Genomic DNA, 14375 nt, shown 5'->3' with positions numbered 1-14375 from the left:
CCGGTGTGTCGAATCGCGGCTGGTAATGGTCTTTGCGGTTTAATTGCTGAAGATGCAGGTGGCTTTGCATGTTGTGGTTGTGTGTCCACTTGCCCCATTTGGGTTTGGATGAACGCGCACGCCTCACCCCCGAAACCCATCTGGCCCTGGTTGAGCACCAGGGCGGTCGGGTCATTGTGCTGGATGCTGATGAGTGGAGCCGGGATTTGGGGGTTCAAAACGGGATGCCCCTGGCCGCGGCCTATAGTCTGGTGTCGAACCTCAAAGCCGTGACCCGCGATCCATCGATGGAAGAAGCGGCGCTTAAAAGGTTGGGCGTTTGGGCTTTGCAGTTCACTTCCCGGGTGTGTTTGATTCAACCTCAGCGCTTACTCCTGGAAGTGGGGGGCAGCCTGCGCTTGTTCGGAGGTGCCCGATCTCTATACCGGCAAATCTCCGAGGGTGTTGCGGGGCTGGGCTATCGTCATGTGATGGCCATGGCACCCACCCCTTTGGCAGCCGAGTGGTTGGCCGTCAGCGGCAGCGGTAGTTGTCTGAAAACCGATGATTTGCGATGCCAACTGGAGCCATTGCCGGTTCATGTCCTGGGTTTGCCCAAGGTGCAAATACAGGCCATGACCGCGATGGGGATCACCCGCCTTGCCCAGCTTTTTCGGTTGCCCGGGGCAGCATTGGGCAGGCGCTTTGGCCCCACGTTGAAAGTCCAGTTGGAGCAAGCGCTGGGTCAAAGGGCTGATCCACGGCCTGCGCTGCAGCCGCCAGATCGTTTTATGGCGTCTTTGCCTTTGGCGGCGGAAGTCGATCAGGCGCCGGCTTTGCTGTTTCCCCTGCGGCGTTTGCTGGAGGAGATGTGCGGATTTCTGCGGGGGCGGGATGGCGCGGTGCAGCGTATCCAACTGCAATTACGGCCCGCTCGGGGGGCCATCCAAACGGTGGATTTGCATTTGCTGGCACCCAGCAGGGACAGCGGCCATTGGTTGGAGATGATGCAGCAACGCCTGGAGCGCCTTGTGCTGGCGCAACCGGTGATCGAGCTGGCCCTGTGGGCAGGACATTTGTTGCCGTTCACACCGGAACGGACAGGCCTGTTCGACTTGGATGGCAACCTCCATCACAACCCGGCACCGTTGTTGGAGCGATTGCGGGCACGGCTGGGGGAAGATGCGGTACACGGGGTCGATGGTCTTGCCGATCATCGCCCGGAACGGGCCTGGGCCTTGTGTCCACCCGGTCAAGGGTCGGCGGAGGTTATATCGAAAAACCACAACCGCCCCTTGTGGCTACTCGGGCAGCCCCAGCGCTTGGATTCCAGCCAGGGGTTGCCGGTGGTGGGCCGGACACTACGGCTTTGTGCCGGGCCCGAGCGCATCGAAACCGGCTGGTGGGACAATGGTGAGATTGCCCGCGATTACTATCTGGGGATCGACGCCGAGGGTGCTCGCTTATGGGTTTATCGTGATCGGTACAGCGGGTATTGGTTCTTACATGGCTATTTTGCCTGACCCGGAACCGGGCCTTATATGGCACGGGAGAAGCGGTCGCGATCGGCCGGCCGGAGATACGCATCGAACACCATCGCCACATTGCGCAGCAGTAGCCGCCCTCGAGGCGTGACCTGGAGGCGATCGTCCGTGGTGACCAGCAGGGCGTCTTCGATCAACGGCGCCAGACGTTCGAGTTCATCCCCAAAGTACGCGGAAAAGTCGATGCCGTGGCGTGTTTCCAATTCACGGATATCGATTTCCCCACGGCACATGAGCATCTGAATCAAATCCCGCCTGAGCAGATCGTCGGCCGATAGCCGAAGGCCATGCACGATGGCTAAATGTCCCTGGTCGATGGCTTCGCCATAGGCATCCGGCTGCTTGGCGTTTTGGGCGTATATCGCACCGATTTTGCCGATCGCCGATACGCCCAGACCCACCAAATCCAACTCTGCGTGGGTTGAATAGCCTTGGAAATTACGCTGCAAAGTCCCCTGTCGTTGCGCGAGTGCCAACTCGTCATCGGGACGGGCGAAATGGTCCATGCCGATGTACACATAGCCCGCTTCGGACAAACGCTCAATGGTCAGGCCCAGCAGTTTGAGTTTGGTTTCGGCGTCGGGGAGGTCTTCGGCTTTGATCTGTTTTTGCACCTTGAACAGTGCCGGCATATGCGCATAGCTATAGACTGCCAGCCGTTCGGGGCGAAGCCCGATCACCGTATCGAGCGTTCTCCCAAAGCTCTCGAGCGTCTGCTTCGGCAGGCCGTAGATTAAATCCACGCTGGTGGAGTGGAATCCACTGGCGCGGGCGGCGAGCAATGCCGCTTCAGTCTGTTCAACGCTCTGTATCCGGTTTACCGCTTGTTGCACCGCCGGATCGAAATCTTGAACTCCAAGGCTCATCCGATTGAAACCAAGATGGCCGAGCAGGGCGATTTTCTCGGACGAGACCGTGCGCGGGTCGATCTCGATGGAAAACTCGCGTTCGACCCGGCGGCTGAGATTGAAGTGTTCTTTGAGCCCGGCGAACACCCGTTCGAGATCCGAATCGGCGAGATAGGTCGGGGTGCCGCCGCCGAAGTGAAGCTGGGTCACTTCTCGTTGGCCGAACCACTGAGCTTGCAGCGCCATCTCCCCGGTCAGCTTCTCCAGATAGTCTTCGGCTCGACGATAGTTGGCGGTGACGATCTTATTGCAGCCGCAGTAAAAGCAGACAGTGCGACAAAACGGAATATGCACGTAAAGCGACAGGGCATCGGTTCGATTGCCCGCATTGGAGGCCATGGCCCGGTAGACCTGCTCATCCACCAGCCGGGTGAACTGCGGCGCGGTGGGGTAAGAGGTGTAGCGCGGCCCGCGTACGTCGTATTTGCGTAGCAGGTCCGGGTCGAACAACAGCGTTTGTTCCATCGCGCAAGCCCTTTGTTTGAATCTTTCAGTGGCGGCCCATCATAAACTCTTGCAAAACATATAAACGAAATATATCTTTGAAACGATCAGGGAGTATGACATGGCTCAAATCTTCCGAAATTCCCGAGCTTACGCCCGTCGCTGGCCGTTCTTATTATTGGCCTATAGCAGCGTCGGTCTGGCCGCGGTGGGCGTGGTGCTTCCGGGGTTGCCGACCACGCCTTTTCTCCTCCTGGCGGCCTGGGCGGCGGCGCGTGGCTCCGATCGCTTACACGCTTGGCTGTATGGCCATCGTCATTTCGGCCCGCTGTTGAACCACTGGGAATCGGAGCGGGCCATCGCGCGTCGGGCGAAGCTGACCGCGGTGGTATTGCTGGCCCTGAGCTGGACCGTACTTTTCCTAACCACCGAGAGCCGCATCGTTCCGGTCATTACCGCTTTGTTCTTTTCATCGTTGGCTTTGTTTTTGGTCACTCGGCCCACTCCCACGAACGGACTGAAGCCACCGAACGGTACGCACAGCGATGAACCAAACACCTAAGCCTTCGACCGCCTCCCTCGCTGTACTCCTGGGTTACCCGTTTCGCCCGTTTTTTCTGCTCACTGCGTTGTATGCCCTGGTGCTGATTATTGCCTGGGTATTGTTCCTATTCGCGGGTCTGCCGCTGCCCTTGGACTCTAATCCGTTGCAGTGGCATGCCCACGAGATGTTGTTTGGCGTGATTCCGGCAGCCATTGCCGGATTCGTTCTCACCGCCATGTGCAACTGGACGGGCGCGCAGCCGCTGCGCGGGGGGCCGTTGTTGCTGCTGCTCGCGTCATGGCTTGCCGGGCGCGTGGTGATGTGGGGGGCTGGATTCCTGCCCGGTTGGTTGGTGGCTGCAGTGGATCTGGCTTTTCTGTCGGTTGTCGCCGGGTATGTCGCGCACGTGTTGGTGCGCTTCGGCAACCGGCGAAACCACGTGCTGGTTTGGCTGCTGGTTTTACTGGCGAGCGCAAATCTGCTGATGCATTTGGGTTTTCTCGATCTGTGGCCGGCGGCAAGTCGGCTGGGCGAGGTGTTGGCACTGGACGTGATCGCGCTCTTTCTGGTGGTGATCGGGGGGCGTATCACGCCGGCTTTCACCGCCAATTGGCTGCGTATGCAAGGTCGCGCGTCGGATCGGGTGGTCCACTCGGAGTCGCTCGACCGTGTCGTTTTCTGGGTGACCATGGGTATGGTGCCGGCCGACTTCGCCATCGGGACCCCGGAACTGGGGGCGGCGGTGGCGCTGGCGGCAGCAGTGGTCAACGGCTGGCGAATTTATTGGTGGCGTGGTTGGCAGGCCGCGTCCGAACCTTTGCTTTGGATCTTGCATGTGGGCATGGCCTGGATCGTGTTGGCGCTATGGCTGAAAGGATTGACGCCCTGGTTTGAGCTTCCACCCAGTGTTTGGATGCACACGATGGGGGTGGGTGCCATCGGTACGATGATCCTGGGGGTGATGACGCGCGTGGGTCTGGGACATACGGGCCGAATCTTGCAACTGCCCCGATTCGCCGTTTGGATCTACGTGGCGATCCTGATGGCCGCTCCCCTTCGTCTGATGGCGGTTCTTATGCCGGCATTGGCCACCTTTGGCATTGTCACCTCTGCTCTGGCCTGGACGGTCGCATTCGGATTGTTTCTGGTCGTCTACTGGCCGATTCTCAGTCAACCCCGCGCCGACGGTCGGCCGGGTTAGGGCGGGATAAAACATGCATATCACCCGTTACACGGATTATTCCTTGCGTGTGCTCATTTACCTGGGGCTTAAACGTCACGAGTTGGTGACCATCAAAGAGATCGCCGATTGCTATCGCATCTCCAAGAATCATCTGGTGAAAGTAGTCTACGAGCTAAACCGGCGAGGCTATATCGAAACCATCCGCGGCAAGGGGGGAGGCATTCGCCTGCGGGTGCGACCCGATGCGCTCCCCTTGGGGGATTTCGTTCGGGAGACCGAGCAGGATCTGGCGTTGGTGGAGTGTTTCGCTGCCACCGACGCCTGCCGGATCAGCCGTCCCTGTCGCCTGAAGGGTGTTTTGCGGGACGCGTTGGAGGCCTTTTTCGATCATCTCAACCAATACACCTTGGCGGACCTGATCGAGCCGGAGCAAGACCTGGGTCTGGCTTTGGGCATTCGGCCGTTCGCGAGGTCATATCACGTCTCCGACAAACGCAACTAGCCAAATCACCCGACTCGAGGGAGAGGGCGGGTCAGTCCTGCCGGCCTTCGATAGCCGAGAGCAAAACGCCGGCGGCAATACCGAGGCGACGGTCGAATTGATGATTTTTGTCGGGGCTGAAATCCAACTCCAGCTTCAGGATGACCGGGTTGAATCGCTGTCGGTAGGTGGCCACCGTTCGTCCGCCCAGCGTAGCGTGGTATCGCTGGGGTATGAAGATGGCTAAGCCCTCCACGTAACGTCGAAGCAGGGCCTTGGCCGTGGAGTCTTCTTCCAGGGTGCCGATCTCGTTGCCTTCCGGGTCGAGCACCGACCAGTGGTCTCGCACGAAGGTGGATTTGACGCCAGCGCGTCTCAAGGCACCCACCCGCTGGTCGGTGCGCGAATCGTGCACGTCATAGGCGGCGGAAAAATCGAGAATGCTTCGGGTTGTGATGCGCAGGATTTCCTCGCTTTGTGACTCGTCGCGGTAGAGACGAATATCCTCCCGCAGCCGAAAACGTTTCATTTCCGAGTAAAGCACCAGTTGGCCTTGATCGTCGTAAAGATGAAAAGCGTCGCCGAACAGGCGAAAGAACTTGCGGCGAATGGTGTAGCGCGGATGTTGGAAATCGTCCGCGGTGGATGAGGTCATCTCGGGTATCCTTCATTTGTCTTACCGGGCGAAGGTTGAGACACAGCGACGCCAGGTTTGTTCTTGCCTCTTGCGGACAATCATACTGCTCAAACGGTGGGTAGCCGGACGGCGCTGACGGCTCCGGTCAATCCCATCGCGGCCAGCAACAACAGGGCCACGGCCGGAGAGATGGACGATGCGAGCGCACTGAGTCCGCCCACCACCAGTAACAACACGCCAATGACCGTATTGCTGACAGCGACATAATCGGTGCGCTTGTTGCCGCCGGCCATGTCCACGAGATAGGTTTTGCGGCCGATCCGCACGCCATCGTGGGCAACGGCCAGGACAAAGAACAGTCCCGGATATATCCAACCCAGCGTCTTATCCCCCTCTGCTGCCAGTGCCAGGCACGCCCCGGTCAGGCAAACGAGGGCCGCCAGCGCGCCGGCGCGAACCATCACCAAGCGACTGGATACGTCGGCCATCCAGCCCCAGATGCCGGCACTGAGCATGCTGGCGAGGGCGGACGCTAGAACAAAACTTCCCAACATCCAGCCGCCACCGTCCTGTGTGAGTACCACGAGAAAGGGCGCGCCCAAGGCCGAGGCCATGAGTAGTCCCCTTGTCATGACGAAATCGCGAAAGGGTTTGTCCCACTTTAACAGGCTGAGACTTCGGATCGCATCGTTCAAGGCATTGCCACCGCCGGCGGTCTCTCCGGCAAACTCATCGATACGTGAAAACAAAAGGGCGGCACCCATCCACAACAGTCCGGCACCGAACAGCAAACCGGTATAGAACGGTAGAGAGGGATCGCGGTTGGTGGAAAACGCGAGCATGGTGATCACCAAGGTGGCCACACCGGAGAAGGTGCTGGCCAGACCGGCCAGGCGTCCGCGCCGGGTCTTCGGTATGCATTTGCCCTGCACATCCTTCATGGCCACCGAACACAATCCCCGGCTTAAACTCCAGGCGATCAGCAAGCCCACCACGGCCAGTCCCGCTGCCGTGCCCTCCAGCAGATAGACGCTGATGCCCATCGCCAGAACGCACAGGCCTTGCAACGTACTGCCGATGACCCAGACCGGCTTCCGGTGTGGTTGCCTGCGAATCTGCGCCGCGATGATCAGTTGCGGGATTAGGGAGCCGGATTCACGGATCGGTACCAGCCAGGCCACCAGCGCCGGTGGTGCGCCAACCGCGCCGATGAGCCAGGCCAAAACGGTTTTCGGATTGATCAGCAGATCACCGATCTTGGTGAGCACCAGGCTGCTCAGCATCAGGAAGAAATTACCGGGAACTTCCCGGCATGCTTCATCGGAGATGTCGGTACAGACCCGGGCATCTTCTTCGTTGGCCACCAGGCCGTAGAGCCGTTCAACGGCGGGTTCTGTCGTGAACCGCAACTTCTTTCCTCGGATTGATGGGCGGGTCGACGGCCATTAGCCCAAGCGGCGGTCGGTATCGTCGCTGAGCACCTCGAAGCCGGATGTTACATCCAAGAGCTCCGCGGTGATGGCTTGTTGGCGTTGCTGGCGGTAGCGTGCCCCCAACTCTTCGAGACGCTCTTGGATGTTTTTCTCGGCCGCGTACATGGCGGCAAGCCGACTGTTGTGTTCGCTGGCCAAAGACTCGGCACAGGCGCGAAACAAACTCACGAAAAGAAACTCGCGAATTAAAGCCGACAGCAGGCGCTCCGCGGGCAGCGTGTGGGTGGGAATACGGCGTGATGGCCATCGGTTGCCGGCAATTTCTCTCAGGTGGGCCGGGTCCACCGGAAGCAACGGGATTCGCGTGGGAAAATGCACCGAGCTGGCTGTGCGTCGATTGTGAAACAGCCAAACCGTATCGAGCTTCGCCGCTTGTTGCCACTGATCGAGCTGAATCAACAGCTCCGTCACTGTCGTGGTGATGGCGCTGGCGGCTGAGGGGGTCATGAGGATGGTCTCCGGCGGGTATCCCAACGCTTCCAGATGCGCGCCGGCGCGATCGCCGACGACCAACAGCCGAGCTGTGCCTCCGGTCTTGCGGTGTTGCTGAATATCTGTCGCCACTTCATGGCACAGGTCTTCATTGAAACGGCCGCATAGACCGTGATCGGAGCCCATTACCACCCAGCCGGCACGGCTTGGTTCTTGCCGCCGTGTCCCTCCGGTGGGTGGTGCCGGCTCTTTGAGCAGGGCATACAAGCCCAATGCCACGGTGCGGTTGTACTCGGCCAGCGCCGTTTGTGCACGCTCGTACTGACGGACACTGACGGCCGAGAGGGCTTTCATCGTCCGCACGATGGTTTGCAGATCTTCTGTGGTATCGATCTGGCGGCGGAGCAGGTCAAGGGTTTCCATAGCCGATGGCGCTTATTCCGGTGTCAGCAAACCACGCGTGGTTTCCAGGATGTATTCGCGGTCTTTTTCTTCCAGTTTCTCGCCCCGTGCCAAGCGATGAAGAAGCTCCGGCAATTGGGTGCGAAAAGCGTCACATAGGCGCTGCTGCGCATCGGCCAGTTGTTCCACTGGCATGGCATCGAACAAGCCCGCGTTCAGAGCCAACAAAATGACGATTTGTTCTGCGACGGTCAGTGGGACGTGTTCCGCCTGTTTCAAAGTCTCTCGTACCCGTCGCCCGCGTTCCAAGGCTTGGCGGGTGGCGTCATCGAGGCGGGTGCCGAAACGGGCGAAGGCCTCCAATTCTTCGAACTGGGCGTAGGACAAACGCAAATCGCCGGCCACCGCCCGATAGGCGGGGAGTTGGGCCTTACCGCCCACGCGTGAGACCGATTTGCCGACGTCGATCGCCGGTAGAATGCCTCGATGAAACAGCTCGGGGGAGAGATAGATTTGGCCGTCTGTGATGGAAATCAGATTGGTGGGGATATAGGCCGCGAGGTTCTGCGCCTCGGTCTCGACGATGGGTAGCGCCGTGAGCGAGCCGCCGCCCAGTTCCTGGCGCAAATGGGTCGAACGCTCCAGCAGCCGGGAATGAATATAAAAAATATCGCCGGGGTAGGCCTCACGTCCGGGGGGGCGCCGCAATAGCAGGCACAGTTCCCGATACGCGCGGGCATGGCGGGTCAGGTCGTCGTAGACGATTAGCACCCGTCGACCGTCTTGCATGAAGTACTCGGCAAGACTGGTGGCCGCGTAGGGGGTGATGTATTGCAATCCCGGGGGATCTTCGCCGGCCGCCACCATGACCACGGTATAGGCCAAGGCATGGTGTTGGCGTAGGGTCTCGACCACGTGGGCGACGGCGGCGGTTCGCTGACCGATAGCGCACCAGATGCAGATCACCTCTTGGTCTTTTTGGTTGATCACGGTATCCAGTGCCACGGTGGTTTTGCCGGTTTGGCGATCACCCAAGATCAGTTCGCGCTGGCCGTGACCGACGGGAATCAGTGCGTCAATGACCTTGAAACCGGTGGCCAGAGGTTCGGTGACCGGGGCCCGGTCCAGAATCGCGGGCGCGTCGCGCTCGATCGGCCAACGTTCCAGTTCCGGCAGGGGTGGCCCCCTATCCAGAACCCGCCCCGTGGCGTCGATCACCCGGCCGAGTAGCGGCGCGCCCACCGGTACGTCAACCACCCGCCCGGTACGGGTGACCTCGGTGCCGGCTCGGACTTCGTCGCCGCGGCTTAGCAACACCACCCCGACCTGTCCGGGATCCAGCGACATGGCCACGCCTTCGTCGCCGTTGGCGAAACGAACCAATTCCTGTGAGCCCACGCTGGGGAGCCCCTCGACCAATGCCACCCCCTGGCCCACGTAGGTGACACATCCGGTTTCCACGGGATTCAACCGCGCCTGGTGTTGCGCCAACGTCGCTTCCAGTTGGCGTTCGGTATCTTTCAGGACGGCTTCGGTTTCTTTCATGCGGATGCTATCTCATCCTGACTTCCGTCGAGATGAGATCCGAGCACGGCGGTCAGTTCGCGTTCCAATTCATCGACATAGTCGGCCGCACTCCAGGTCAGCTTTTTGCCCGGCATCATCAGTGCAATGCCGCAAATCAGATCCGGGTTGACTTCAAAGCGGGGGGAAGGACCATCGGTCGAGAGCGTTGCCAACGCCGCAGCGAGATCCCGGCGATCCGCCTCGGCGAGGGGCAGGGCGGTCTCTACGGTCGGTGGCGTGGCTTGCATCGCAGCGGCCACGGCGTTGCGCTCCGCGGGCTCAAGATCATTCAGACGGTGGCAAAACATACGTACGGCGCCCGATTGCAAGTCGGTGTCTGCCAGTTCGGCGATCGTTCGCCGGGCGATCGCGCAGGATTGGCGGCCCACGGTTTGACGCACTTCGCGAAAAAACGCCAAGCGTTCATGGCTCAGTTGTTGTTTCCAGCGTTGCCGAAGTTGGTCGACGTCCGACCTGGCCTGTTCGATGAGAGTCTCGCGCGCTTTCTCGGCCTCATCTCGCGCTTCGCCCAGATAGCGGCTGCGCGTTTGCTCCAGATCCTGCGTACGCGCTTGGTATTCCCGCTCGGCAGCAAGGGCATTTTGGCTCTGGCGTTTGGCGTCTTCCAGCCGATCGGCGATGGTCTGTTCGCGTTGCGCCATGGCGTGGATGATCGGTCCGTACAAAAACCGCTTCAGCAGGTAGACCAGAATCAGAAAATTCACTACCTGGGCGCCCACGGTAAACCAATCGATCTGCATGGACTCAGCCCCCGCCGAGGAAGTGGTTCCAGAACGGGTTGGCAAAGATCAGAATCATGGTCACCACAAAGCAGTAGATGGCCGTGGACTCGATCATGGCCAAACCCACGAACAAGGTGCGGGTGATGGTGTCGGATTCGTCCGGCTGTTGGGCGATCGAAGCCAGGGCCTGGGCGACTGCCCGGCCTTCCCCCAGCGCCGGTGCGATGGCACCGATTGCGATGGTCAGACCGGCGGTGATGATCGAAATCATCCCGATCAAACCGAGGTCAGTCATAGGGTTTCTCTCCTGTGTGCTTAGGGGGATGGGATGTTGGCGGTTCAGCATTATTGGGTTGCAATGGCTGGCGCTGCGCGGTACTCGCCGAGGCGATGTAGACCATAGCCAGAACGGCAAAGATATAGGCTTGAATCAGCCCCGTGAGCATGCCGAACGCTTGCATCACCACCGGGAATACCAGCGGGGTGAGGCCCAGCAGGATACCGACGATAACGGTACCGCTCATCATGTTGCCATAGAGGCGAACAGCCAGTGCCAGTGTCCGTGAGAGCTCGCCGATGATGTTGAAGGGCAACATGAACGGCGTCGGCTGAATGTATTGGCGCAAATAGCCGAACACCCCGCGCCGAACGACGCCGTAACCTGGCACGGCGACAAACACGCACAGCGCCAATGCGACCGTCGTCGAGAGGGACCCGGTGGGGGCAATGAAGCCGGGGACGATGGCCAGTAGGTTGGAGCTGGCGATGAACAAAAACAGGGTGCCCACGAAAGGCAGGAATGGTCCGGGTTCCTGCCGGCTTACATCGCGGATCTGATTTCGCATTCCGCTGACCACAACCTCCAACAGATTTTGCCAGCGAGATAACGGTGGCTCCACTCGCAGATGGCGGGTGAGCAGGGCGGACCCACCCGCCAGTATGACCATCACGATCCAGGTAAAGACCAAGGTCGCGTTGACGGTGATGGCATCCCACTGCCAGAAAACGAGTTCATCCGGACTGATACGCATCTCAGCGGCTCCTCGTCGACCCGGCAGTCGGCGGCGTAGACATCGGGCCGGTATCACGGATCGCCGCGATGTGCCGTGTGAGCAACAGGCGCAACAGCACCATTCCCGCCAAGCTGACGGTCAACGGCAATACCTCTCCTGCCGAGAGGACATACAAACCGGCGAGTACCGCGACGGTGCGGAGCAAAAAACTCCCGAACAACCAAGCTACGGGATGCGCACGCGTCGGCAGGCGACGCACGGTCCACCACAGGCCGCCAAAATACAACAGACCCAAACCCATACCGCCTAAGAAGGATGCGATCAGTCGGCCGGATGTCATGAGGTCCAAGGCATCGCTCCCAAATTCAAGACGGGTTGGCACCGCGACTTTCCTGTTTGACCCAACGCCAGGCGTTGATGCATCCCAGGATCAGTCCGATAAACAGCAGCGTCAGCGTCCACGATATCTCCCCCGGCCAACGGTGGTCGATCCAGTTGCCCAGGGCGATGCCGAGCACGGTTGGTACCGCAATGGACCAGCCTACCAAGCCGAACATGCCCAGGCCGAACAAAACGCCGCGCCCGCGATTTTCTTTGGCGCGAAGTCGACGGGCCGCCTTGCGGCCCACCTCTCGGCTCATGTGTTCGCCTTCTCGCGGAGGTTCGGTCACCGTCACAGCCCTTCATGCTGGAGTTCGATAAAACGACGCGCCACGCCGGCTTCCAGTCGGGCCAGTGCGCTGCGGGTGACGCGCTGGTGTTCATCCAATTGGCGGAATGTCGCCACGACCGATGAGCGCAAGGTGGTCAGATCATCCCCCAATACAGCGTTGTGGGTGGAGATCAGTACCTCCTCGCCGGCCTTCACCAAAATACCGTGGTCAACAGCGGCAATCCGTTCCTGATTGCTTTCGTCGTGGTAAATCAAAAGACCCGGCACCAATACGGTGACAAAGTCCACATGGCGTGGTTCTAGGCAAAACAATCCGTTTTCCGCTTCCGCGATCACCTTCAGCACGGTTTGATCCAAAAAGATCTCCGTGGGCAACAACACTCTCAGCTGCATGGTCATGGTCTAGGAGGTCTCCGCCGTCGCGTGGGCATCGTCCACCGCGCCGATCATGTACAAGGCCTTTTCGGGAAAATCGTCGAACTCGCCTTGAAGGATACGCTCGCAGCCGTCCACGGTCTCCGTGCGCGAAACCAGGCGGCCGGGCTTGCCGGTGAACTGTTCGGTGGTGAAAAACGGTTGGGTCAGAAATCTCTCCAGGCGGCGGGCCAGTTGTACCGTGTGTCGGTCCCGTTCGGACAACTCCTCGATACCCAGCATGGCGATGATGTCTTTCAGTTCCTCGTATTCGGCGAGGACCCGTCGGACTTCTTGGGCGATGCGGTAGTGGCGTTCGCCCACCACGTTGGGGCTCAACATTTTCGAGCTGGATTGCAAGGGATCTACGGCCGGATAAAAGCCCTGACTGGCTCGCTTGCGCGAGAGCACGATAAAGGCGGAAAGATGACCGAAGGTGTGGGTGGCCGCGGGATCGGTGAAGTCGTCGGCCGGTACGTAAACCGCCTGTACGGAGGTGATGGCGCCGGTGGGCGAATTGCAAATGCGCTCTTCCAAAGCAGCAAGATCGGTGGCGAGCGTGGGCTGATAACCCAGTTGTGAGGGGATGCGGCCCATCAGTCCGGACACTTCCGTGCCGGCCTGGATAAACCGAAAAATGTTATCGACCAGAAGCAGGACGTCCCGTCCTTGAGTGTCGCGAAAATACTCGGCTATGGTCAAGGCGGCGTGACCGACCCGAAAGCGCGCGCCGGGCGCTTCGTTCATTTGTCCGAACACCATCACCGCGTCTTGCAACACGCCGGCGTCGCTCATTTCGCGGAACAGCTCTTCGGCTTCCCGGCAGCGTTCCCCGATGCCGCAAAACAGGCTGACGCCGTGATAGCGTCCCGCCGTGTTGTGAATCAACTCCGTAATCACCACCGTTTTTCCGACCCCCGCACCGCCGAACAGCCCGGACTTTCCGCCGCGTTCCAGCGGCGCCAGCAGGTCGATGGCCTTGATGCCGGTTTCGAAAATGTCAGCGGTGACGGGTTGTTCGGCCAGTTGAGGGGGCGAACCGTGTATGGAGCGACGCTCACGGGTTGCCAGTGGCCCACCGCGGTCAATGGGGTCACCGAAGACGTTGACCATGCGGCCGAGTAATGGATCACCCACCGGGACGGTGAGGTGATCGCCGGTGTCGACGGCGGGTTCGCCGCGTGCCAACCCCTGGGTCGAATTCAGGGCGATGCCGCGAATGGTGGTGGCGTTCAGGTGCACCGCCACTTCGACAACGATTTGACCCCGCAGGCCCACGCGCAGGGCTCGATTCACCGGCGGAAGGACGCTGGGAAAATGAACATCCACGATGCTGCCGTTGACGGCAACCACCGTTCCGGTCGGTTTCGTTTGTGGGCTCGGATCGGTTTGTGTGATCACGATGGTCGGTAGCGGCTTCGCCCCTGTGTGCGATACACAGTTACTCGATTCAGTATCAAGGATCCGTGTATCGTCCCATTGATTTACGTCAAAAGGCGCCGACGGCCTTACGACTCTGGGTTTCGAACACGCCCGAAGTGAATCGACAGGCCGATGGCCAACAGCAATGCCCCGGCGATGACCACGTAGCTGTCGAGATTGTTTCCGGCTTGGAAGTCACCGACGCCGAACAACAGCAACCAACCGAGAATAAGATTCGCGCCACCCCAGAGCACGTTGACCAAGGGAGACGACTCGCCGACACCGGGCGGAGAGGCAAACGGGGTTTGAAACGGGTTGCCGGAAATCCCGTTGACCAAATGCGGGATGCTGTTGCTGAGCAGAGCCCCGGCGGCAAAGTGCGCCAGCAATACGAGCCAGTCCATGGTGTTCTCCTTAACTTTTTGAAAAGACCGCGGTTCGATCTGCTCACCCGGGACGGGCGGTGGCGAATGATGTGCCCCGTCGGAGCGTGATGA

The 14375-nt window shown here is 60.1% G+C and carries 17 protein-coding genes; 4 read left to right on the top strand and 13 right to left on the bottom strand.

Going from position 1 to position 14375, the window contains the following annotated elements:
* The first annotated feature begins 68 nt into the window (after positions 1-68).
* Positions 69-1502: a DNA polymerase Y family protein gene (locus tag SVU69_01675; GenBank protein MDY6941706.1), complete on the top strand. Its 1434-nt coding sequence runs from the start codon at positions 69-71 to the stop codon at positions 1500-1502.
* Between the two features lie 14 nt (positions 1503-1516).
* Here the strand turns inward: SVU69_01675 and hemN are convergent, their stop codons facing one another.
* Positions 1517-2896 carry an oxygen-independent coproporphyrinogen III oxidase gene (gene hemN / locus SVU69_01670; GenBank protein ID MDY6941705.1) on the bottom strand — a complete coding sequence of 460 codons (1380 nt, stop codon included), beginning with the start codon at positions 2894-2896 and terminating at the stop codon, positions 1517-1519.
* A gap of 100 nt (positions 2897-2996) precedes the next feature.
* On the opposite strand from hemN, the gene SVU69_01665 reads away from it, so the two are divergent.
* The 3 genes from SVU69_01665 to SVU69_01655 are packed head-to-tail and all read left to right on the top strand — an operon-like array spanning position 2997 to position 5104.
* Positions 2997-3437: a YbaN family protein gene (locus SVU69_01665; GenBank protein ID MDY6941704.1), complete on the top strand. Its 441-nt coding sequence runs from the start codon at positions 2997-2999 to the stop codon at positions 3435-3437.
* Positions 3421-4620, top strand: coding sequence for an NnrS family protein (locus SVU69_01660; GenBank protein ID MDY6941703.1), 1200 nt, complete (start codon positions 3421-3423; stop codon positions 4618-4620). Before SVU69_01665 ends, SVU69_01660 begins: the two co-directional genes overlap by 17 nt.
* Positions 4621-4633: 13 nt before the next feature.
* Positions 4634-5104, top strand: a complete 471-nt coding sequence (locus tag SVU69_01655; protein MDY6941702.1) for an Rrf2 family transcriptional regulator — start codon at positions 4634-4636, stop codon at positions 5102-5104.
* Between the two features lie 31 nt (positions 5105-5135).
* On the opposite strand, the gene SVU69_01650 is transcribed toward SVU69_01655, so the two are convergent.
* The 12 genes from SVU69_01650 to SVU69_01595 all read right to left on the bottom strand — a co-directional run bounded on the left by SVU69_01650 (position 5136) and on the right by SVU69_01595 (position 14282).
* Positions 5136-5738: a hypothetical protein gene (locus tag SVU69_01650; protein ID MDY6941701.1), complete on the bottom strand. Its 603-nt coding sequence runs from the start codon at positions 5736-5738 to the stop codon at positions 5136-5138.
* A gap of 89 nt (positions 5739-5827) precedes the next feature.
* A complete protein-coding gene (locus SVU69_01645) occupies positions 5828-7129 on the bottom strand; it encodes an MFS transporter (protein MDY6941700.1) in 1302 nt (433 codons plus the stop codon).
* Between the two features lie 36 nt (positions 7130-7165).
* On the bottom strand, positions 7166-8068 hold the full coding sequence (locus SVU69_01640; protein ID MDY6941699.1) for a F0F1 ATP synthase subunit gamma: 903 nt from the start codon (positions 8066-8068) through the stop codon (positions 7166-7168).
* 12 nt (positions 8069-8080) lie between these two features.
* On the bottom strand, positions 8081-9592 hold the full coding sequence (locus SVU69_01635) for an alternate F1F0 ATPase, F1 subunit alpha (GenBank protein MDY6941698.1): 1512 nt from the start codon (positions 9590-9592) through the stop codon (positions 8081-8083).
* Positions 9589-10374 (bottom strand): F0F1 ATP synthase subunit B, encoded by a 786-nt coding sequence (gene atpF / locus SVU69_01630; protein ID MDY6941697.1) that lies wholly within the window; start codon positions 10372-10374, stop codon positions 9589-9591. The genes SVU69_01635 and atpF overlap by 4 nt, the downstream gene beginning before the upstream one ends.
* 4 nt (positions 10375-10378) lie before the next feature.
* The gene (locus SVU69_01625) at positions 10379-10651 is read right to left on the bottom strand and encodes a F0F1 ATP synthase subunit C (GenBank protein MDY6941696.1); all 273 of its coding nucleotides are present in this window, start codon (positions 10649-10651) and stop codon (positions 10379-10381) included.
* Positions 10644-11387 carry a F0F1 ATP synthase subunit A gene (locus SVU69_01620; protein ID MDY6941695.1) on the bottom strand — a complete coding sequence of 248 codons (744 nt, stop codon included), beginning with the start codon at positions 11385-11387 and terminating at the stop codon, positions 10644-10646. The genes SVU69_01625 and SVU69_01620 overlap by 8 nt, the downstream gene beginning before the upstream one ends.
* A 1-nt stretch (position 11388) precedes the next feature.
* Positions 11389-11751, bottom strand: coding sequence for an ATP synthase subunit I (locus SVU69_01615; protein ID MDY6941694.1), 363 nt, complete (start codon positions 11749-11751; stop codon positions 11389-11391).
* The gene (locus SVU69_01610; GenBank protein MDY6941693.1) at positions 11735-12010 is read right to left on the bottom strand and encodes an AtpZ/AtpI family protein; all 276 of its coding nucleotides are present in this window, start codon (positions 12008-12010) and stop codon (positions 11735-11737) included. Before SVU69_01610 ends, SVU69_01615 begins: the two co-directional genes overlap by 17 nt.
* A gap of 32 nt (positions 12011-12042) precedes the next feature.
* A complete protein-coding gene (locus SVU69_01605; protein ID MDY6941692.1) occupies positions 12043-12441 on the bottom strand; it encodes a F0F1 ATP synthase subunit epsilon in 399 nt (132 codons plus the stop codon).
* Positions 12442-12444: 3 nt separating this feature from the next.
* The gene (gene atpD, locus SVU69_01600) at positions 12445-13857 is read right to left on the bottom strand and encodes a F0F1 ATP synthase subunit beta (GenBank protein MDY6941691.1); all 1413 of its coding nucleotides are present in this window, start codon (positions 13855-13857) and stop codon (positions 12445-12447) included.
* Positions 13858-13964: 107 nt separating this feature from the next.
* On the bottom strand, positions 13965-14282 hold the full coding sequence (locus tag SVU69_01595; protein ID MDY6941690.1) for a hypothetical protein: 318 nt from the start codon (positions 14280-14282) through the stop codon (positions 13965-13967).
* Positions 14283-14375: the final 93 nt, after the last annotated feature.

It is taken from the genome of Pseudomonadota bacterium (assembly GCA_034189865.1).
Classification (GTDB): domain Bacteria; phylum Pseudomonadota; class Gammaproteobacteria; order UBA5335; family UBA5335; genus JAXHTV01.
Note: the sequence above shows the minus strand (reverse complement) of the source record. Positions and strands in the feature narration are given on the sequence as shown.

Coding starts and splice junctions, on each gene's coding strand:
- SVU69_01665 (MDY6941704.1), top strand. CDS start 2,997: ATGGCTCAAATCTTCCGAAATTCCCGAGCTTACGCCCGTCGCTGGCCG.
- SVU69_01635 (MDY6941698.1), bottom strand. CDS start 9,592: ATGAAAGAAACCGAAGCCGTCCTGAAAGATACCGAACGCCAACTGGAA.
- SVU69_01640 (MDY6941699.1), bottom strand. CDS start 8,068: ATGGAAACCCTTGACCTGCTCCGCCGCCAGATCGATACCACAGAAGAT.
- SVU69_01610 (MDY6941693.1), bottom strand. CDS start 12,010: ATGAGCCGAGAGGTGGGCCGCAAGGCGGCCCGTCGACTTCGCGCCAAA.
- SVU69_01660 (MDY6941703.1), top strand. CDS start 3,421: ATGAACCAAACACCTAAGCCTTCGACCGCCTCCCTCGCTGTACTCCTG.
- SVU69_01655 (MDY6941702.1), top strand. CDS start 4,634: ATGCATATCACCCGTTACACGGATTATTCCTTGCGTGTGCTCATTTAC.
- SVU69_01650 (MDY6941701.1), bottom strand. CDS start 5,738: ATGACCTCATCCACCGCGGACGATTTCCAACATCCGCGCTACACCATT.
- SVU69_01595 (MDY6941690.1), bottom strand. CDS start 14,282: ATGGACTGGCTCGTATTGCTGGCGCACTTTGCCGCCGGGGCTCTGCTC.
- SVU69_01625 (MDY6941696.1), bottom strand. CDS start 10,651: ATGACTGACCTCGGTTTGATCGGGATGATTTCGATCATCACCGCCGGT.
- SVU69_01605 (MDY6941692.1), bottom strand. CDS start 12,441: ATGACCATGCAGCTGAGAGTGTTGTTGCCCACGGAGATCTTTTTGGAT.
- atpF (MDY6941697.1), bottom strand. CDS start 10,374: ATGCAGATCGATTGGTTTACCGTGGGCGCCCAGGTAGTGAATTTTCTG.
- hemN (MDY6941705.1), bottom strand. CDS start 2,896: ATGGAACAAACGCTGTTGTTCGACCCGGACCTGCTACGCAAATACGAC.
- SVU69_01675 (MDY6941706.1), top strand. CDS start 69: ATGTTGTGGTTGTGTGTCCACTTGCCCCATTTGGGTTTGGATGAACGC.
- SVU69_01620 (MDY6941695.1), bottom strand. CDS start 11,387: ATGCGTATCAGTCCGGATGAACTCGTTTTCTGGCAGTGGGATGCCATC.